We start from the raw sequence: 19,023 nt of genomic DNA, 5'->3' as shown, positions 1-19,023 counted from the left end.
AAACGACTTAGCGCCGATGATAGTGCGCACCGCGCGTGTGAAAGTAGGTCATCGTCAGGCTTCTACCTAAAAACCCCCTCTGATCCTCATCGGTCAGAGGGGGTTTTGCTTTGGGGGAACAGATTTTGAATATCCCGATGTCCGGGATACCCTGATTCATTCCTCGAATGGCAGGCCTACATAGTTTTCGGCCAGCGAGGTCATCGCCGCGGTCGAATGCACCAGATAGTCCAGCTCTGCGGTCTGCATCCGGTGGCCGACTTCACCGGTATCTCCTGCCCCCATCGGGAACTTGTGCAGCAGGCTGGTCAGATACCAGCTGAAGCGCTCGGCCTTCCAGACGCGGCGCAGCGCCTTGCGTGAGTAGTCATCGATGCCCGCGGCACGCTTGTCGGCGTAGAACTCCATGAAGGCGCGGCTGAGGTAGCGCACGTCCGCGGCGGCCAGATTCAGCCCCTTGGCGCCTGTCGGCGGCACGATGTGGGCGGCGTCCCCCGCGAGGAACAGCTGCCCGAAACGCATCGGCTCGGCGACGAAGCTGCGCAGTGGCGCGATGCTCTTCTCGATCGATGGTCCGGTGACCAGGTGCGAGGCGGCTTCTGGGTCCAGGCGGCTTTTCAGCTCTTCCCAGAAACGTGCGTCGCTCCAGTCCTCCACCTTGTCCTGGAGCGAACACTGCACGTAGTGGCGCACGCGTGTCTTGCTCCGCATGCTGCACAGCGCGAAGCCGCGTGCGTGGTTGGAGTAGATCAGCTCGTCCGCCACCGGCGGCACATCCGCCAGGATGCCGAGCCAGCCGAACGGGTAGACCCGCTCGAAGTGCTGGATCCGCTCCGCCGGAATGCTCGCCCGGCTCACCCCGTGGAAGCCATCGCAGCCGGCGATGAAGTCGCACGCGAGTGCATGGCGCACGCCTTCGTGGGTGTAGCCCACACGCGGCGAGGCGCTGTCGATGTCGTGCAGTTGCACCTCTGTCGCTTCGTAGACGATGGGGGCGCCGGAGTCCGCGCGCGCGTCCATGAGATCACGGGTGACTTCGGTCTGACCGTAGACCATCACGGTCTTCCCGCCCGTCAACGTCTGCAGGTCGATGCGGTGGCGTTCATTGGCGAAGGCCAGCTCGATGCCACCGTGGACCAGCCCCTCCCGGTGCATGCGCTCGCCGACCCCCGCTTCGTCGAGCAGATCCACGCAGACCTGTTCCAGCACACCCGCCCGGATCCGACCGAGCACGTAGTCGGCGCTGCGTGCTTCGAGGACCACGTTGTCGATGCCGGCGCGGTGCAGCAACTGACCGAGCAGCAGCCCGGACGGGCCTGCGCCGATGATGGCGACTTGGGTGCGGCGTGGAATGGGGATGGGCGTGGACATGGGAAACGTCTCCAGGGGGTCGCTACAAGAGCGGTTTGAGTTGTTCCTGTGCCTGCAGCAGCATCGGCAGGCAGCGGTCGAGCAGGTCTTCGATGCGGACACGCGCGGCGTGCACGCTGACATTCATGGCCGCCACGATCTCGCCGCGCCGGTTGCGCAGCGGCACGGCGACCGTGCGCAACCCCGGCTCCAGCTCCTGGTCGACCAGCGCATACCCCTGGGCGCGCACGCGGGCCAGTTCCTCGCGCAGGCGCTGGCGGTCGGTCAGCGTGTGGACGGTGCGGGCCGGCATGTCCTGGCGGGCGATCCAGGCGTCGAGTTCGGCGGTCGGCAGCCACGCGGTCAGCACGCGGCCGTTGGCGGTGCAATAGGCCGGCACGCGCGTGCCAGGCTGCAGCGTCGAGGACACCACCCGTCCGGCGGTCACCGCGGCGACGGCGATCACGTCATCCCCGTCCAGCACGCCCGCCGAACTGGCCTCCTGCATCGCCATCGCGATCTTCTGCAGCTGCGGCTGGATCGCCCGCGGCAGCCTGGCCGAATGCATGTAGGACTGGCCGAGCCGCATCACCTTGGGGCTGAGCGAAAACTGCCGCTCGTCCTGCTGCGCGTACCCGAGGTGCACCAGCGTCAGCAGGCAGCGTCGCACGGCGGCCCGCGTCAGCCCGGTGCGCACGGCGACCTCGCTGATCGTCAGCCGGGCGCGGTCCTGGTCGAAGGCCTCGATGACCAGCAGGCCCTTTTCCAGGGTACCCAGCAGATCGCGGTTCGCGATGGCGGATGCGGTGGAGGTGTCGGTGGGGTGGGTGCGCATGGAATCTGCTCTGAATCAAGGGTAGTGGGGTGCGGTCTGGACGCACCGGTTGGTGCGATATGCGCCCATTGAATCGCAGATCGTGCGGTATGCGCACATCAACCAGCTTGGTATCCCGTTCGCGCACAATCGCGCGGTTGCCACTGCTGTCCTCCTGCTCCGATGCCGAACGCCTTGCCTGTCGACCGCGCAGCCCGCCTGCGCCAGATGAAGATGATTGCCCTCGCGCTGCTGCTGGCCTGTGCCGCGCTGCTGACCCTGGCGTTGACGCAGCACCGCGTCGGTGCCTGGGACTGGGTGGCCGCCTTTGCAGGGGCCGCGATGGTTGGCGCGCTGGCGGACTGGTTTGCCGTCGTCGCGCTGTTTCGCCGGCCGCTGGGACTGCCGTTCCCGCACACGGCCATCGTGCCGCGCAAGAAGGCGCAGCTCGCCGACCAGCTCGGCGGCTTCATCCGCGACCGCTTCCTCGACACGCCGATGCTGATCGCGCGGCTGCGCAGCTTCGACCCCATCCGCCGCCTCGGCGCGTGGCTGAGCCAGCCGGCCCACGCCCAGCGCCTCGGCGGGCACCTGCAGGGCGTGCTGTCCGAGGTGGTGGCCTGCCTGGACGATGCCCGTGTGCGCGAAACCATGCAGCGCGCCGTGACGGCCCGGCTCGAAGGACTGGACCTGTCGCGCTCCGCCGGGGATCTGCTGGAGACACTGACGGCGCAGGGCCGCCACCAGGCGCTGTTCGGCCAGGCGCTGCAGGAGGCCGCCGACCATGTCGAGACCGAGCCGGTACAGCGCACGCTGGCGTCGATGCTGCTGGAGATCGCCGCGCGCGAGTACCCGATGCTGCTGCGCGGGCTGGCGATGATGGGCAACCCGGAGGACTTCGGACTCAAGCTGGGGGCCGCCACGGCGCGCGGGCTGGCGGGCTGGTTGCGCGAGGTGCATGACAACCCGCAGCACCCGCGCCGCCTGGCCTTCGACGCGGTGGTCGCCGAGTGGATCGAGCGGCTGCGCACCGACCCCGACTTCGCTGCCCGCATCAACGAGGCCAAGAACCGCTGGCTGCACGCACCCGAACTGCAGGCGCAGGTGCATGGCCTGTGGGACGAACTGCGCCGCTGGCTCATGGACGATCTGGCCACGCCCGGCTCGCGCCTGAGCACGCAGATGGGCGTGGTGGCGCAGCGGCTGGGCGAGACGCTGGTCTCGGACGGCGCCTTGCGCGCGGCGCTGCAGGAGCATCTGGAGTCGGCGGTCGAGCACCTGGCCCCCGCGCTGCGCGAAGGCGCCGGCGAGCACATCGCCCGCACGGTGCGCGACTGGCCGGACGCCGTGTTGGTGCAGGAGCTGGAGCTGGGCGTCGGGCGCGACCTGCAGTTCATTCGGCTCAACGGCACGGTGGTGGGGGGCGTGATCGGGCTGGCCCTGCACCTGCTGGAGCGCGCGCTCGGGTAATCCTGTGCTGCGGCCAGCGGGTTGGCTGCCTAGGATGCGGGCATGTCGCTCATCCTCTACCTCACCCAGATCCAGATCGCGTCCGGGGCCGTGCGCCTGCTCGCCGACGAATGTGCCCGCACCGGCATCACCCGGCCGTTGGTCGTCACTGACGCCGGCGTGCGCGCCGCAGGCGTGCTGCAGCCGGCGCTGGATGCGCTGCGCGACCTGCCGGTGGCCGTGTTCGACCAGACCCCGTCCAACCCGACCGAGTCCGCCGTGCGCGCTGCCGTCGAGGTCTACCGGCGTGGGGGCTGCGACGGGCTGGTCGCGGTGGGCGGCGGCTCCAGCATCGACCTCGCCAAGGGCGTGGCGATCGCTGCGACCCACCCCGGCCCGCTGACTACTTACGCGACGATCGAGGGCGGATCGCCGAGGATCACCGCCGCCGTCGCCCCGCTGATCGCCGTGCCGACCACCGCGGGCACCGGCAGCGAGGTGGCGCGCGGCGCGATCCTGATCGTGGACGACGGCCGCAAGCTCGGCTTCCACTCGTGGCACCTGATGCCCAAGGCTGCCATCTGCGACCCGGACCTCACGCGCGGCCTGCCGCCGCTGCTCACCGCCGCCACCGGCATGGACGCCATCGCGCACTGCATGGAAACCTTCATGGCCGCGCCGTTCAATCCACCCGCCGATGGCATCGCGCTCGACGGTCTGGCCCGTGGCTGGGCCCACATCGAACGCGCCACCCGCGACGGCCGGGACCGCGAGGCGCGGCTGAACATGATGAGCGCGTCCATGCAGGGCGCGATGGCCTTCCAGAAAGGCCTCGGCTGCGTGCATTCGCTCAGCCACAGCCTGGGCGGCGTCAACCCGCGGCTGCACCACGGCACGCTCAACGCCGTCTTCCTGCCGGCCGTCATCGCCTTCAATGCCGACGCCGAGTCCGTGCAGCGCGAGCGCCGGCTGGAACGCATGGCGCAGGCGATGGGGCTGGCCGCTGCGGACGACATCGGCCCCGCGATCCACGCGATGAATGCGCGGCTCGGGCTGCCGTCCGGACTGGCGGCGATGGGGGTGGACGAGACGCTGTTCGACCGGATCATCGTTGGCGCGATGGCCGACCATTGCCACAAGACCAACCCGCGCCTGGCCGATGCGGCCGATTACCGGGCGATGCTCGGTCTGTCCATGTGAATTGCCGCATGGCACGCAGCGTGGCTGCACCATCCGCACGGACAGTGCAGACGTGCGAAGCCTGCGGCATGATCGATGCCATCCCAGCCGCTCCCATGCCCATGACCGTTGCCCGTCTCACCAGCCTGCACCGCCGCCGCCTGCGCGAAGTCTGGCGCTCCGCCGGCTGGCCGGCGCAGGACATCGTCGAGGCGGAACTGCTGGCCATGGGCCTGCTGGAGCGGCTGCACGACGCTGCCGGACGCTGCACATTGCGCGTGACCGATGCGGGCATCCAGACGCTGGCCGAATCCGCTGCGCTCAACCGCGCTGCGCGCAGTGACCACGAACTGCTGGTCGAGCAGGTCGCCCAGGCCCAGATCCGCGAGGGCCGGATCGCCTGGCGCGGGTTGTCGCTGCGCGCGCGCGTGGTCACCGAAGAGGGTGAAGGCTGGCAGATGGCGATGCCGGATGTCTTCTCGGTGCGCCGCACTTCGGTGGCGGCCTACCTGCAACCCGTGGTGCACGAGATCAAGGTGCGCCGCGCCGACCTGCTGTCCGACCTGCGCCGCCCGACCAAGCGGGCGGCCTACCTCGACATGGCGGGCGCCGTGGTCTACGTGCTGGCCGAGGGCATCGGCCGCGCGGAGGACATTCCACCCGAATGCGGCGTGATGGAGATGCGCGCTGGTGTGCTGGAGACGCTGCGGCCGGCGCCGGTGCGGGCCTTGCCGCATGAGGCTGGGTTGCCGTTCCCGGTGTGGATGGCGCTGGCGCGGGCCACCCCTGTACCGATGCCGGAGAGCGAGCAGCGCCGGCTGGGCGAGGAGCTTCCTTCGCTGCCCGACGACGTGCAGGATCAGGCGTGACCGGCTGCGGGCAGCAGCGTGCCCAGGCTGTTGCTCAGCGTGGACCACCACAGCACCCGAGGCGTGTGTGCCGTCGGTCCGAAGTGCGACGCAGCCTGCGGCCGGCCGTAGCTGACGCAGCTGCGGATCGGCAGGTGGTGGGTGCGTGCCACCCACAGCACGCCCTGGTGCGGCAGTTCGGGCAGCAGCTCCAGCGCCACCGGCGTGCCTGCGGCCCGCAGCCGCTCCAGGCTGTCCGCGACGATCTGCGGGTCATGGCAGACGAGGGTGACATGGCGGGCACGGCCTGCCACGCGGTCGATCATGCGGGCGAAGGCCGTGGCCGATGCTCGCCGGCCGGCACCGGTTTCGGCGCGGCGCTCATGTACGAGACGCAGCCGCAGGTTCTGGGCGCAGGCGGTATCGACGTCGATCAGGCTGCGTTCGCGGTCGCATGACAGCGTCAGCCCCAAGTCGGTGTGGTCGACCAGCAGGTCGGTGACGCAGTCCATCAGGGCATCCGAGCGTTCTGGCACGGTCATGTCCAGCATGACCGACACGGAGGCCTCGTGCGCGGCCTGCAGCACGTCGCGCAGCAGTGCCCGGTCGTAGCCGAGCGCGGCCACATGCACCAGCAACTGCACATTCGAGCGCAGCCTGACCAGTGGTGCGAGGCTGGACAGCAGCCGCTGCGCGACGCGGCGGGGCGATTCATCACACAGCGGGCGGTAGGTCACGGTGGCGCCGATGCGCCACCGCGCCAACCGCTCGGCGGCCAGCAGTACCTCGTCGAAGTGGATCGCGGAGCGACCGGGCACCTCGACAGGAGGGCGCGCGCGCCCCGCAGCAGGAGCAGCCAGGACAGGCATCATGGTGTTCATCCAGTCAAAACCGTCTCTCGGACGTGTCAAGGTGCACAGATTCGCACAGAACATGGGGCATATTCCCATGCGGCGAGTCTGTTGTTCATGCGATTGAAAGGAATCCCACCCATTTCGAGCCTGCGGATGGCCTCCTGGCGCTCTCAAGTTGGAAGAAATATTTGGTAACAGGTGAATCGGGATCGAGGCCATGGTCCTGCTGTCCGCGGGGCGACCGAACTGCCCCGCTCCGTCAGGCGAGAATTCAATTCTTGCTGCAGCGTACCGTCCAGGAAACACGGTTCGGCACCAGAAAATGCAAGGAACTTTATTTCCAGGCGCGTCCCTTGCTCGTGGGGTCTCTCCGTGAAATTTCTGGAGATTGTCCATTTCTGCGCAGGCTGCTTTGACCGGGCATTCCATACTTTGCGTCATTTTTCGTGTTGCCGGCCGTGGATTCGAAGACCGTGCCCAAGCAACTTTCACCGCACCAACAAGATGGACGATGGGGAACACATGACTGACCTGCCGAGCCTGGACGAACTCGACGCGACTTGCAGCGCCTTGTGGCGCACCGGCGCTGTCGGAGACTGCCGTCTGCAGGCCCTGCAAATGATCGCGCAGGCCAGTGCCTGCGACGACGTGCGGGCCCAGGCGCGTGGCTGGCTGCACCGGGCGCGCTGCGAGCAGTTCCAGTCCGCCTACCTTGACATGCTGGAATCGGCCCGACGCGCCATGGCTCTGCTGGACGCTGGCGATTCGGACCGGGACCTCGTGCAGGCCCGGGTGCTGGCCTGTGCGGCGGCCATGGCGCTGGGCCGACACGATGAGGCCATCGAGGCGGGTCTGCTGGCCTGCCATCTGGCCGATGACGGCATGCACGCGGACGACCGCGCGCTGGCAGCCGAGGCGCTGGCCCAGGCCTTTTGCTGGGCGGGCCAGAACGCAGCGGCGCTGGACAGTTTCGACACGGCCCTGGCCCAGGCGCGTCAGCTGCCGGGCGCCGAATGGCCCGTCCAGTTGCTCATCCAGCGCGCGTGTGCCCAGGCCTGGCACTGCATCCGCCAGGATGAGCGCGAAGCCGATGGCGTCTCCTGCCAGGCGGTGCAGGCCACGGTGGCCGAGGTGCTGCGGCTGTGCGGGTCCGCGCCAGGCGGGCTGCATGCCGTGGCCCAGCGTGTCGGGCGCTTCCAGCTCGGCTGGGTGCAGGTGCTGCTGACCTGCTGGCGCGGCGAAGCCGAGCGGGCCCGGGTCCAGCTGGCCTCCATCCGGCCGTTGACCCAGGATGAGCGACCCTGGCTCGATCTGCTGGCGGTCTGGGCCGCGGCAGAGATCGCGCTGAAGCAGCGGGCGTGGTCGGCGGCCGAAGCGTCGGCCCGCAGGGTGTTCGACGAGGCCCACCGCCTGTCGCACGAGGCGCTGGCCGAGCAGGGTGCCCGCTTGCTGACCAGCCTGCTGCTGGTGCAGGGCAAGCACGCCCAGGCGCTCGACGTCGCGCGGGAATGCCAGCAGCGCTGCGTCGGCGGTCATGAGCGGGCGCTGCCCAGCCATGCCCGGCTGGCGCAGTTCCTGGCCATGGCCCGCGAGCGGGACCTGCGGTCGCGCACCCGGCTCAGTCTGCCGCCGGACGACAGCCTGACCGGTCTGCACGCCCGCGGCTACTTCCTGCAGCTGGCCCAGGAGATGCTGCGCACGATGGACCTGTCGCGGGCGCGCTGCTCGGTGCTGCAGGTCGGCGTGACCGGCCTGCATGAGCTGGCCGAACGCCATGCGCCGCTGATCCGCGACCGTGTGCTGTGTGCGGTGGCCCGCCTGCTGCGCGAGACCTTGCGCGCTGGTGACCTGCCAGCCCGCTGGACGCACGACGAATTTGCTGTCCTGCTGCACCGCTCATCGGCGGACGACACGGCCCGGGTGTGCCAGCGCATTGCCGAGGCGGTGCTGGCGCACGACTGGTCGGCGCTGACAGACGGGCTGGTGGTGCAGGTCAGCATCAGCCATGCCCAGGCGCGTCCTGGCGACACGATCGAGACGCTGATGCGGCGGTGCGATGAGGAAATGCGCGCAGGGCGTCTGCAGCACCGGCAGATCGCGGCCTGATACGCCGTTGCACTTCGGCCAAGGCGGGCGGCTAGAATGGGTCAGGGACTTCCCCTCGAAAAATACACATTCCACGCCTGCTCATGAAACTCATCGGCTCGCTCACCAGCCCTTATGTACGCAAGGTGCGCATCGTGCTGGCGGAGAAGAAACTCGATTACAAGCTCGTGCTGGAAGACCCTTGGTCCGACCCGTCGAGTCTGAATGAAGCCAATCCGCTCGGTCAGGTTCCCTGTCTGATGCTCGAGGGTGGCGACACCCTGTTCGACTCTCGGGTGATCGTCGAATACGTCGATACCCTGTCGCCGGTCGGCCGTCTCATCCCCGAGAAGGGCCGCGAGCGCGCCGAGGTCCGCACGTGGGAGGCGCTGGCCGACGGTCTGCTCGACGCCGCCGTGCTGGCGCGTCTGGAGAACACCTGGCCCGGCCGGGCTGAATCCGAGCGCAGCGCTGCCTGGATCGACCGCCAGATGGGCAAGGTCCACGCCAGTGTGCTGGCGCTGGGTCGGGGCCTGGAGGACCGTGCCTGGTTCGCCGGGCTGCACCCTTCGCTGGCCGACATCGCCGTGGGCTGCGCGCTGGGTTATCTGGACTTCCGCTTCCCGCAGATCGCGTGGCGCGAGGAGCACCCGAATCTGGCGCGCCTGATGCAGAAGCTCTCGCTGCGCCCGAGCTTCGCCAACACGCTGCCGCCGACGCCCTGACGGCGGTCGGCCGTCACTCCAGCGGCAGCGCCACTTCCACCACCCAGCCGTCCGGCCCCGGGCCCATGGCCAATCGGGCGCCGATCTCGGTGGCCTGGTGCTCCAGCCTGGCCAGTCCGGTGCCGGTGCAGACGAAGTCGGGCCGCTGCGCGTGGACCGTGGCTCCGGCGCTGTGTCCGTCGTCCTGCACCACCAGGGTCAGGTTCGGGCGTTGCCCGCGTGGTGCGACCAGACGGCAGGACACCGACACCAGCGTCGCATTCCCGGCATGCGCCACGGCGTTGTCCAACGCTTCCTGGACCACCCGCAGCAGGTGCAGCCGCTCCCGTGCCGACAGCCGCACCTGTTCGGCCTGTGGTGTCAGCTCCCAGTGCAGTCGAATCCCCCGTTCGGCCAGCACCGGCTGGAAATGGGCCTGCAGCCCCGTGAGTCCGTCGGCGAGCGAGGCTGGTTCGCTGCGCATCGCGTCGCGCATCAGGCGCAGCGAGAGCAGGGCTTGTGCGAGCTGGTGGTCGAGCTGCTGCAGCCGTGTGCCGGCAGGCATGCTGCCGCCGGTCTGCGCCATGGTGCGCGCAGTGAGCAACTGCAGGCCGAGCCGGTCCTGCACTTCGCCGATCGAGGCAGAGCGGTTCTGGCTGTGGCTGCCGGGCCAGCCGCTGCTCGGCTCGAAGGGCCGCCGCCACTGGCCCGGTGTCCAGCGGACCCACACCAGTCCTGCCACGGCCAGTGCCGCCACCGTGCACAGTGCGAGCAGCCAGGGATCGTTTGGCCAGTCAGGGAGGTCAAACAGGGTCACGAGAGGGGGTGCAGGAATGGTTGCGGGATGGGGTGGAAGGGCACGGGCGTCCGACGCCACCAGCGTGGTGGCGGATCGAACCGGGCTGTAACAATTGTGTGCAACCCGGGCAGTGGCTTCCCATCCCGGGCACAAGGGGACACCGGGGCTTGCCCACCACCAGTCTCGGGGAGGCGGTCCACCCCGATAGCGCAGAGTCGTGCAACCGCGTGCTGCGCGGCCCTGCCGCGCTACACTGGCCGACCACAGCGCCGATTTGGTCCGGATTGCGGGCGCTCTACAAATACCGCTAAAGAGGGGCACCCGACGATCCGGTGACTGCCTCGATGGTGGTGACCGGTCTTTTTTCAGGAGCCTCTCCATGTCGATGCCGGGTCCAGTCTCCGCGCAGCAGATGCACTTTGCCGAACCGTTGCCGCTGCGCAGCGGTGCCGTGCTGCGCGACTACACGCTCATGTACGAGACCTACGGCACGCTCAACGCTGCGCGCAGCAATGCCGTGCTGGTGTGCCACGCCCTCAACGCCAGCCACCACGTCGCCGGGGTCTACGCCGACCAGCCGAAGAACATCGGCTGGTGGGACAACCTGATCGGCCCCGGCAAGCCGCTCGACACCGACCGCTTCTTCGTCGTCTGCGTCAACAATCCGGGCTCCTGCTTCGGCTCGACCGGCCCGATGCATACCAACCCCTACACCGGCCGCCCCTACGGCAGCGACTTCCCCGTCGTGACGGTGGAGGACTGGGTCGATGCGCAGGCGCGGGTGCTCGACCGGCTGGGCATCACGCAGCTCGCTGCGGTCATGGGCGGCAGCCTCGGCGGCATGCAGGCGCTGGGCTGGACGCTGCAGTACCCCGAGCGGGTGCGCCACGCGCTGGTGATCGCCTCGGCGCCCAACCTCTCGGCACAGAACATCGCCTTCAACGAGGTCGCCCGCCGCGCCATCGTCACCGACCCGGAGTTCCACGGCGGCCACTTCTATGCCCATGGGGTCGTGCCGAAACGCGGCCTGACCGTGGCCCGCATGATCGGCCACATCACCTACCTCTCCGACGACTCGATGGAGGCCAAGTTCGGCCGCACGCTGCGCTCGGCCGAGCTGTCGTATTCGACCCAGGACATCGAGTTCCAGATCGAGAGCTACCTGCGCTACCAGGGCGACAAGTTCAGCGAGTACTTCGACGCCAACACCTACCTGCTGATCACCCGCGCGCTCGACTACTTCGACCCGGCACGCGACTTCGAGGGCAACCTGTCCTCCGCGCTCTCCCGCGCGCAGGCGAAGTTCCTGGTGGTGAGCTTCACGACCGACTGGCGCTTCAGCCCGCTGCGTTCGCGCGAGATCGTCAAGGCGCTGCTCGACAACCGGCGCGACGTCAGCTACGCCGAGATCGATGCGCCGCACGGCCATGACGCCTTCCTGCTGGACGATGCGCGCTACCACGGTGTGGTGCGTGCCTGCTACGACAACATTGCGGCCGAGATCGCCGGGGAGGTCCGCGCATGAGCAACCGCCAGGCCATGGAAATCATCGCCGCCCTGGTGCCCAAGGGCAGCCGCGTGCTGGACCTGGGCTGTGGCAACGGTGCGTTGCTGGCGCTGTTGCGTGGCCAGCGCGACTGCCGCGGCTACGGGGTCGAGCTGGACGACGGGAAGGTGCTGGAATGCGTGCAGCGCGGCGTCAACGTGCTGCAGCGCAACCTCGAAGAGGGGCTGAGCCTGTTCGAGGACAACAGCTTCGACGTCGTGCTGCAGCTCGACACGCTGCAGAACCTGCGCAACACCGAGGCCATGCTGCGCGAGACGGCGCGGGTCGGCCGCATCGGCATCGTCAGCTTCCCCAACTTCGCGCACTGGCCGAACCGGCTGCAGGTGCTGCGCGGGCGGATGCCGGTGACGAAGGTACTGCCGTACCAGTGGTACGACACGCCCAACATCCGCGTCGGCACCTTCGCCGACTTCCGCATCCTGGCCGAGAAGAACGGCCTGCGCATCCTCGACGCCTTCGGACTGCACGAGGGCGAGGTGGTGCGCCACGCCCCGAACCTGCGCGCCAGCACGGCGGTGTTCAAGTTCGAGCGGCGTTGAGCGTGCACGGTCAATCCAGCCGGCCCGGCCGGGTCGAGAGCAGGTCGGTGTCGAGGTCTTCAGCCACCACCAGCCGGTCGCGGCCCAGGTGCTTGGCCTCGTAGAGCGCCAGATCGGCCCGGTGCAGCCAGGAGGACGCCGCCTCGCGGCCATTCCACTGCGCCACACCCAGGCTGGCGGTGACCTGGCCCGCCGTCGGAAACGGCTGGTTGCGCAGCGCGGTCAGCAGGTGCTCGGCCTGCGTGCGGGCGCCGGCCAAGTCGGTGTCGGGCAGCAGGATCGCGAACTCCTCGCCGCCGAGCCGTCCCAGCAGGTCGGCCCGCCGGATCTGGCGCCGCATCCGGTGCGCCACCTCCCGCAGCACGGCGTCGCCGACGCCGTGGCCGTGCTCGTCGTTGATGCGCTTGAAGTGGTCCAGATCGACCATCACCAGTGACAGCGGCTCGGCCTGCGCCTCCGCTTCGGATTGCGCGCGCAGCAGCCGGTCCATGAACCCGCGGCGGTTGGTGGCGCCCGTCAGGCTGTCCTGCGTGGCCAGCCGGCGCAGCGCGCGCTGGTGCACGTCGACCGGGTTCACCACCAGCCGGCGCAGCATCAGATTGAGGGCCAGGAACAGCACCACCACCAGGGCCGCCATGCCGGCGAGCTGGCGCCAGAACGCTTCCAGCGCCCGGTGCATCGGCAGCTCCGTCGGCATCGACACCAGCTGCAGTCCGGTGAGCGTCGGTGTGCCGGCGGCACCTGGCGCGGCCTCGTGCAGCGAGCGCACGAAGGTCAGGCGTGCACTGGAGGTAGGGTCACCCATCTGTAGCACGGTTTCCTCGGGATGGATGCGCAAACGCTCGATGACCGGTTGCAGCGCGGGATCCGGCTGCAAATCGCCCGACAGACGGACTTCCGTGTAGTCATGGCCGGCGTAGTGGCGGTTCACCTGGGCCAGCAGGCGCGCGTCGCTCGGGCTGCCAGGATCCCACGCGCCCGGCACGAGCATTTCGACGGCATAGGCCCGGGTGGCGTCCACGGCCTGCAGGTGCAGTTCGGCTTCGCGCCGCGCCGTGGCCAGCGCCTCGGTCTTCAGGCTCAGGTACGACACTCCTCCAATGGCCGCCATCGCCACCAGCGCCGCACCACTGAGCACCAGATTGATCCGCGTCTTGATTTTCATTGGAGGGACCGTGTGTCACGCGTTTACGTATTGTTTCACACAGCCCTGTGCCGGTGCATAGAGCTTGATCAATCGACGCGCATCTGCTGCTGAAATGCGCCAAGACCGGCCTAAACTGCCTTCCATGCATGCACCTGACCGCCTTCTCCGCCCGGACGCTGCCGCCTTGGGCCGCCATGTCGACGACACCTGGAACCGCGATATCGTGCGTGAACTGCACGACTACATCGCCATCCCGGCCAAGAGTCCGATGTTCGACGCCGACTGGGTTGCCCACGGCCACCTCGACACGGTCGTGCGCCGCGCGGCCGACTGGGTGACGGGGCGGCGTGTGCCGGGGCTGACGCTGGAGATCGTGCGGCTCACCGACGAGGCGGGGCGGCCGCGCACGCCGGTGCTGCTGTTCGAGGTCGCGGCCACCCGGCCCGAGTCCGCGGTCGGCGTGGCGCAGACGCCGACGGTGCTGATGTACGGCCACCTGGACAAGCAGCCCGAGTTCACTGGCTGGCGTGGTGACCTCGGCCCCTGGACGCCGAAGCTGATCGACGGCCGGCTCTATGGCCGTGGCGGCGCGGACGATGGCTATGCGGTCTATGCGGCCATCGCCGCCATCGAGGCGCTCAAGGCCCAGAACATCCCGCATCCGCGCATCGTCGGCCTGATCGAGACCGACGAGGAAAGCGGCTCCGGCGACCTGCCGGCCTACCTGGAGGCGCTGCGCGAGCGGCTCGGCGCGGTCAGTCTGGTGGTGTGCCTGGACTCGGGCGCCGGCAACTATGGGCAGCTCTGGCTGACCACCTCGCTGCGCGGGCTGGTCAGCGGTGCGCTCAAGGTCGAGGTGCTCGACGAGGGCGTGCATTCCGGCGATGCCAGCGGCGTGGTGCCGTCGAGTTTCCGCATCCTGCGCCATGTGCTGGACCGGCTGGAGGACAGCGCCACCGGCCGGCTGCTGCCGCGGCAGTTCCATGTCGAGGTGCCCGCCAACCGGCTGGCGCAGGCGCAGGCCACCGCCGCCGTGCTCGGCGACGAGGTCTGGAAGCGCCAGCCCTGGGCCTGCGGCGCAGACGGCACGCCGGTGCTGCCGATGACCGCCGACCCGGTCGAGGCGCTGCTCAACCGCACCTGGCGGCCGATGCTGTCGGTGACGGGCGTGGACGGCCTGCAGCCGCTGGGCAGCGCCGGCAACGTGCTGCGCCCGCACACCGCGTTCAAGCTCAGCCTGCGCCTGCCGCCGACGGTGGATGCGAACCACGCCGCCGAGGACCTCCAGCGCCTGCTCGAACTCGATGCGCCGTACAACGCCTGCGTCACCTTCCACCCGGATGGCCGCGCCGGTGCATGGGGCGCCAGCGGCTGGGACGCGCCGGCGCTGGCGCCGTGGCTGGAAACCTCGCTGAACGCGGCGTCACAGGCGCAGTTCGGTGCGCCGGTCGGCTACATCGGCCAGGGCGGTACGATCCCGCTGATGAACCTGCTGCAGGACGGTTTTCCACAGGCGCAGATGATGGTCTGCGGCGTACTCGGCCCGAAGAGCAATGCCCACGGGCCGAACGAGTTCCTCGATGTGCCCTACGCCCGTCGGCTCACGGCTGCGGTCGCGCAGGTCATTGCCGACCACCCTTGAGCCAGTGGCCGATGATCGCCGCGCTGGCGTGCGCGGCGACGGCGTCGATGAAGCGCAGGAAATCGACGTGCGCGCTGTCGTCGGCGCGGTCCGAGATGGTGCGCAGCACCGCAAACGGCAGGCCGAGATCGTGGCAGACCTGGGCCAGCGCCGCACCTTCCATCTCCACCGCGAGGGCGGCGGGCAGCACCTGGCGCAGCCCGGCGCAGTCGGCTGCGGCGCTGACGAAGCGGTCGCCACTGATGACCAGGCCACGGTGCAGCGCGGGCGCCGTGACGCCGAGCGCCTGCGCGTCCGAGCCGTAGTGGCCTGGCGCGGCCAGCACGGCGGCCGCCGCCTCGGCCAGCGCGGCGGTCAGGGCCGGATCGGCGTCGAACCGCGATCGCCCGGTCAGCGGCACCTCGAAGCGCGGGAACAGCGGCGAGGCGTCCATGTCGTGCTGCAGCAGCGACTCGGCCACCACCACGTCCCCGACCCGCACGCCGTCACCCAGCCCGCCGGCCACGCCGGTGAACACCAGCACCTGTGGCGCGTAGCGTTCGGCCAGCAGCGTGGTGGTCAGTGCGGCGGCCACCTTGCCGATGCCGCACAGCACCAGCACCACCGGTACGCCGTGCAGCGTGCCGGCATGGAAGCGCCGGCCGGCATGGGTCTGCACCGTGACATCCCTTGTCTCGGCGAGCAGCGCGGCCAGCTCCTCGGCCATCGCGCTGACGATGGCGACCGGCCGGCGCACCGTCATGCCTTGCCGCGCAGCTCGCGCCGCAGCACCTTGCCTACCGGCGTCTTGGGCAGCTCGTCGCGGAACTCGATCACCTTCGGCCGCTTGTAGCCGGTCAGGTTCTGCTCGCAGTAGGCGCGCACGTCCAGCTCGGTCAGGGTCGGGTTCCTGCGCACGATCACCACCTTGACCGCCTCGCCCGTCTTCGCGTCCGGCATGCCGACCGAGGCGCATTCGAGCACGCCTGGCATCTGCGTCAGCACATCCTCGATCTCGTTCGGGTAGACGTTGAAACCCGACACCAGGATCATGTCCTTCTTGCGATCGACGATGCGGAAGTAGCCCCGCGCATCGACCAGGCCGATGTCGCCCGTGCGGAAGAACCCGTCGGCGGTCATGACCTGGGCCGTCTCGTCCGGCCGTTGCCAGTAGCCGGCCATCACCTGCGGGCCGCGCACCGCGATCTCACCCGGCGTGCCCGGAGGGACTTCGTGGCCGTCGTCGTCGAGCAGCGCCAGTTCGGTGTTCGGCAGGGGCAGGCCGATGGTGCCGGTGTAGGCCTTGCTGTCGGTCGGGTTGCAGCTCACGGTCGGTGAAGTCTCGGACAGGCCGTAGCCCTCGCAGATGCCGCAGCCGGTCTTCTCCAGCCAGAGCTTGGCGGTCGCCTGCTGCACCGCCATGCCGCCGCCGACCGAGATCAGCAGGTGGCTCCAGTCCACGAGGTTGAAATCCGGGTGGTTGGCCAGCGCATTGAACAGCGTGTTGACCGCGGGGAAGGTGTGGAACTTCAGTCCCGACAGCTCCTTGAGCAGCCCCGGCAGGTCACGCGGATTGGGGATCAGCACATTGCAGGCGCCCACCCGCATGCCCAGCATCATGTTCGTGTTGAAGCCGAAGATGTGGTAGAGCGGCAGCGCGCAGACCTGCACCAGCTGCTCGCCTGCCGGCAGCTTCTGCAGTGCGGGCTGGTACCAGGCGTCGCACTGCAGCACGTTGGCGACCAGGTTGCGGTGCAGCAGCACGGCGCCCTTGCTCACGCCGGTGGTGCCGCCGGTGTACTGCAGCACGGCGATGTCGTCCGGGCCGACCGCGGCGGGCTGGAGCGACATCGCGCGGCCCTCCGCCACCGCGTCCCTGAAGCGCACGGCGCCTGGCAGTTCGTAGGCCGGCACCAGTTTCTTCACCCGGCGCACGACGAAGTCGACGACCGTGCTCTTCGGGAAGCTCAGCAGCTCGCCCATCGACGCCAGCACGACCGTCTTCACCGGCAGCGTCGCGCGCACCTGCTGCAGCGTGTGCGCGAAGTTCTCCAGGATGACCAGCACCTTGGCGCCGGCGTCCTTGAGCTGGTGTTCCAGTTCACGCGGGGTGTAGAGCGGGTTGACGTTCACCACGACATAGCCCGCGCGCAGGATCGCAGCCACGGCCACCGGGTACTGCGGCACGTTCGGCAGCATGACCGCCACCCGGTCGCCGCGCTCCAGGCCCAGTGACTGCAGCCAGGCGCCGAAGGCCCGCGACAGGGCATCGACCTGTCCATAGCGCAGCGACTGCCCCATGTAGCGGTAGGCAGGCCGCTCGCGGTAGTTCGTGAAGCTCTCCTGCAGCAGGGCCACCAGCGAGGGGTAGCCGGCCACGTCGACCTCCGCCGGGACGCCGGCGGGGTAGTGCTTCAGCCAGATTTTCTCCATTCGGGGTCTCCAATATCCGGAGACTATTCTGGCCGACACCCTCGCGGTGGTCATCAGGGGATACACCCCGCGCCACCCCCGAGGGTGGGCGATCTCAATCGATCATGGTCACTCGATTGCCTTGACCATGTCCTCGACGACCTTCTTCGCGTCGCCGAACACCATCATCGTCTTGTCCATGTAGAACAGTTCGTTGTCCAGCCCGGCATAACCGGCGGCCATCGAGCGCTTGTTGACGATGACCGTCTTGGCCTTGTACGCCTCCAGGATCGGCATGCCGTAGATCGACGAGCCCTTCTGCAGCGCGGCCGGGTTCACCACGTCGTTGGCACCGAGGATGATCGCCACGTCGGCCTGGCCGAACTCGCCGTTGATGTCCTCCATCTCGAAGACCTGGTCGTAGGGCACTTCGGCCTCGGCCAGCAGCACATTCATGTGGCCCGGCATCCGGCCGGCGACCGGGTGGATGGCGTACTTGACGGTGATGCCCTTGGCGGTGAGCTTGTGGGCGAGTTCCTTCACCGCGTGCTGGGCGCGGGCCACGGCCAGGCCGTAGCCGGGCACGATGACCACGGTTTCCGCGTTGCCGAGGATGAAGGCCGCGTCGTCGGCCGAGCCGCTCTTGACCGGCCGGGCCTCCGCCTTGCCGCCCGTCGCCGCCGCCGCGTCACCGCCGAAGCCGCCACCGATCACGTTGAAGAACGAGCGGTTCATCGCCTTGCACATGATGTAGCTCAGGATCGCGCCCGAACTGCCCACCAGCGAGCCGGCGATGATCAGCATCGCGTTGTTCAGCGAGAAGCCGATGCCGGCCGCCGCCCAGCCCGAGTAGCTGTTGAGCATCGACACCACCACCGGCATGTCCGCGCCGCCGATCGGGATGATGATCAGCACGCCCATCACGAAGCCCAGCGCGCAGATCAGCGCGAAGTCCACCGGGCTCTGCGAGTGCCAGAAGCCGAACATGAAGAACAGCGACGCCAGCCCGAGCGCCGCGTTCAGCTTGTGCTGGCCGGGGAAGGACACCGGCGCGCCCTGGAACAGCCGGAACTTGTACTTGCCGCTCAGCTTGCCGAAGGCGATGACCGAGCCGCTGAACGTGACCGCGCCGATGAAGGCGCCGAGCGCGAGTTCGATCCGGTTGCCGCCGGGGATCTCCACGCCCTTGGCGGCGATGCCGAAGGCGTAGGGTTCCGCGACCGCCGCGATGGCGATGAACACCGCCGCCAGGCCGATCATGCTGTGCATGAACGCGACCAACTCCGGCATCTTGGTCATCTCGACCTTGTTGGCCATGTAGGCGCCCGCGCCGCCGCCGACGACCAGCGCCGCGAAGACGTAGACCATGCCGCCCGCCGAGCCGGCCGCCAGCTTGACGATCAGCGCGGCGGTGGTCAGCACGGCGATCGCCATGCCGATCATGCCGAACAGGTTGCCGCGGATGGAGGTGGTCGGGTGGCTCAGCCCTTTCAGCGCCTGGATGAAGCAGATGCTCGCGACGAGGTAGAGCAGGGTGACGAGGTTGAGGCTCATGCGTGCTCTCCCTTGGCGGAGGTGGCCTTCTTGTCCTTCTTCTTGAACATCTCCAGCATCCGGCGCGTGACCAGGAAGCCGCCGAAGACGTTCACCGCGGC

General features: G+C 68.9%; 17 protein-coding genes and 1 riboswitch. Of the genes, 8 read left to right on the top strand and 9 right to left on the bottom strand.

From position 1 onward, the window contains the following. Positions 1-156: 156 nt before the first annotated feature. A complete protein-coding gene (pobA, locus tag AB3X43_RS15715) occupies positions 157-1,371 on the bottom strand; it encodes a 4-hydroxybenzoate 3-monooxygenase (protein ID WP_369430804.1) in 1,215 nt (404 codons plus the stop codon). A 22-nt stretch (positions 1,372-1,393) separates the two neighbouring features. Then, complete coding sequence (locus AB3X43_RS15710; RefSeq protein ID WP_369430803.1) at positions 1,394-2,185, bottom strand: IclR family transcriptional regulator domain-containing protein; 792 nt, start codon at positions 2,183-2,185, stop codon at positions 1,394-1,396. 174 nt (positions 2,186-2,359) lie between these two features. Here AB3X43_RS15710 and AB3X43_RS15705 point away from each other — a divergent pair, with 174 nt between their 5' ends. The 3 genes from AB3X43_RS15705 to AB3X43_RS15695 all read left to right on the top strand — a co-directional run bounded on the left by AB3X43_RS15705 (position 2,360) and on the right by AB3X43_RS15695 (position 5,661). Further along, complete coding sequence (locus AB3X43_RS15705) at positions 2,360-3,634, top strand: DUF445 domain-containing protein (protein ID WP_369430802.1); 1,275 nt, start codon at positions 2,360-2,362, stop codon at positions 3,632-3,634. A gap of 42 nt (positions 3,635-3,676) precedes the next feature. Then, positions 3,677-4,813, top strand: a complete 1,137-nt coding sequence (locus AB3X43_RS15700) for an iron-containing alcohol dehydrogenase (protein ID WP_369430801.1) — start codon at positions 3,677-3,679, stop codon at positions 4,811-4,813. A gap of 101 nt (positions 4,814-4,914) precedes the next feature. Then, on the top strand, positions 4,915-5,661 hold the full coding sequence (locus AB3X43_RS15695) for a hypothetical protein (RefSeq protein ID WP_369430800.1): 747 nt from the start codon (positions 4,915-4,917) through the stop codon (positions 5,659-5,661). Here AB3X43_RS15695 and AB3X43_RS15690 read toward each other — a convergent pair. After that, positions 5,652-6,521, bottom strand: coding sequence for a hypothetical protein (locus AB3X43_RS15690; protein WP_369430799.1), 870 nt, complete (start codon positions 6,519-6,521; stop codon positions 5,652-5,654). The two genes, AB3X43_RS15695 and AB3X43_RS15690, sit on opposite strands and share 10 nt — an antisense overlap. A 495-nt stretch (positions 6,522-7,016) precedes the next feature. Here AB3X43_RS15690 and AB3X43_RS15685 point away from each other — a divergent pair, with 495 nt between their 5' ends. Beyond that, the gene (locus AB3X43_RS15685) at positions 7,017-8,600 is read left to right on the top strand and encodes a GGDEF domain-containing protein (protein WP_369430798.1); all 1,584 of its coding nucleotides are present in this window, start codon (positions 7,017-7,019) and stop codon (positions 8,598-8,600) included. 83 nt (positions 8,601-8,683) lie between these two features. Continuing rightward, positions 8,684-9,304 carry a glutathione S-transferase family protein gene (locus AB3X43_RS15680; protein ID WP_369430797.1) on the top strand — a complete coding sequence of 207 codons (621 nt, stop codon included), beginning with the start codon at positions 8,684-8,686 and terminating at the stop codon, positions 9,302-9,304. Positions 9,305-9,317: 13 nt separating this feature from the next. On the opposite strand, the gene AB3X43_RS15675 is transcribed toward AB3X43_RS15680, so the two are convergent. Then, complete coding sequence (locus tag AB3X43_RS15675) at positions 9,318-10,100, bottom strand: sensor histidine kinase (RefSeq protein WP_369430796.1); 783 nt, start codon at positions 10,098-10,100, stop codon at positions 9,318-9,320. Between the two features lie 238 nt (positions 10,101-10,338). Then, positions 10,339-10,411, top strand: a riboswitch (SAM riboswitch). A 56-nt stretch (positions 10,412-10,467) separates the two neighbouring features. On the opposite strand from AB3X43_RS15675, the gene metX reads away from it, so the two are divergent. Further along, on the top strand, positions 10,468-11,607 hold the full coding sequence (gene metX, locus AB3X43_RS15670; protein ID WP_369430806.1) for a homoserine O-succinyltransferase MetX: 1,140 nt from the start codon (positions 10,468-10,470) through the stop codon (positions 11,605-11,607). Next, positions 11,604-12,188, top strand: coding sequence for a methionine biosynthesis protein MetW (gene metW, locus AB3X43_RS15665; RefSeq protein WP_369430795.1), 585 nt, complete (start codon positions 11,604-11,606; stop codon positions 12,186-12,188). The genes metX and metW overlap by 4 nt, the downstream gene beginning before the upstream one ends. 10 nt (positions 12,189-12,198) lie before the next feature. On the opposite strand, the gene AB3X43_RS15660 is transcribed toward metW, so the two are convergent. After that, a complete protein-coding gene (locus AB3X43_RS15660; protein ID WP_369430794.1) occupies positions 12,199-13,353 on the bottom strand; it encodes a GGDEF domain-containing protein in 1,155 nt (384 codons plus the stop codon). A gap of 124 nt (positions 13,354-13,477) precedes the next feature. Here AB3X43_RS15660 and AB3X43_RS15655 point away from each other — a divergent pair, with 124 nt between their 5' ends. Further along, positions 13,478-14,977, top strand: coding sequence for a M20/M25/M40 family metallo-hydrolase (locus AB3X43_RS15655; RefSeq protein WP_369430793.1), 1,500 nt, complete (start codon positions 13,478-13,480; stop codon positions 14,975-14,977). Here the strand turns inward: AB3X43_RS15655 and AB3X43_RS15650 are convergent. The 4 genes from AB3X43_RS15650 to AB3X43_RS15635 form a co-directional block, all read right to left on the bottom strand. Continuing rightward, the gene (locus AB3X43_RS15650) at positions 14,958-15,719 is read right to left on the bottom strand and encodes a 5'-methylthioadenosine/adenosylhomocysteine nucleosidase (RefSeq protein ID WP_369430792.1); all 762 of its coding nucleotides are present in this window, start codon (positions 15,717-15,719) and stop codon (positions 14,958-14,960) included. The genes AB3X43_RS15655 and AB3X43_RS15650 overlap by 20 nt on opposite strands. Beyond that, positions 15,716-17,389, bottom strand: coding sequence for a long-chain-fatty-acid--CoA ligase (locus AB3X43_RS15645; protein ID WP_369430791.1), 1,674 nt, complete (start codon positions 17,387-17,389; stop codon positions 15,716-15,718). The genes AB3X43_RS15650 and AB3X43_RS15645 overlap by 4 nt, the downstream gene beginning before the upstream one ends. Before the next feature lie 108 nt (positions 17,390-17,497). Further along, the gene (locus tag AB3X43_RS15640) at positions 17,498-18,922 is read right to left on the bottom strand and encodes an NAD(P)(+) transhydrogenase (Re/Si-specific) subunit beta (protein ID WP_369430790.1); all 1,425 of its coding nucleotides are present in this window, start codon (positions 18,920-18,922) and stop codon (positions 17,498-17,500) included. After that, positions 18,919-19,023: proton-translocating transhydrogenase family protein (locus AB3X43_RS15635; RefSeq protein ID WP_369430805.1), on the bottom strand; the 105-nt coding region annotated here is incomplete at its 5' end. The genes AB3X43_RS15640 and AB3X43_RS15635, both read right to left, overlap by 4 nt.

The organism is Sphaerotilus sp. (genome assembly GCF_041083715.1).
Classification (GTDB): domain Bacteria; phylum Pseudomonadota; class Gammaproteobacteria; order Burkholderiales; family Burkholderiaceae_C; genus Sphaerotilus.
Note: the sequence above shows the minus strand (reverse complement) of the source record. Positions and strands in the feature narration are given on the sequence as shown.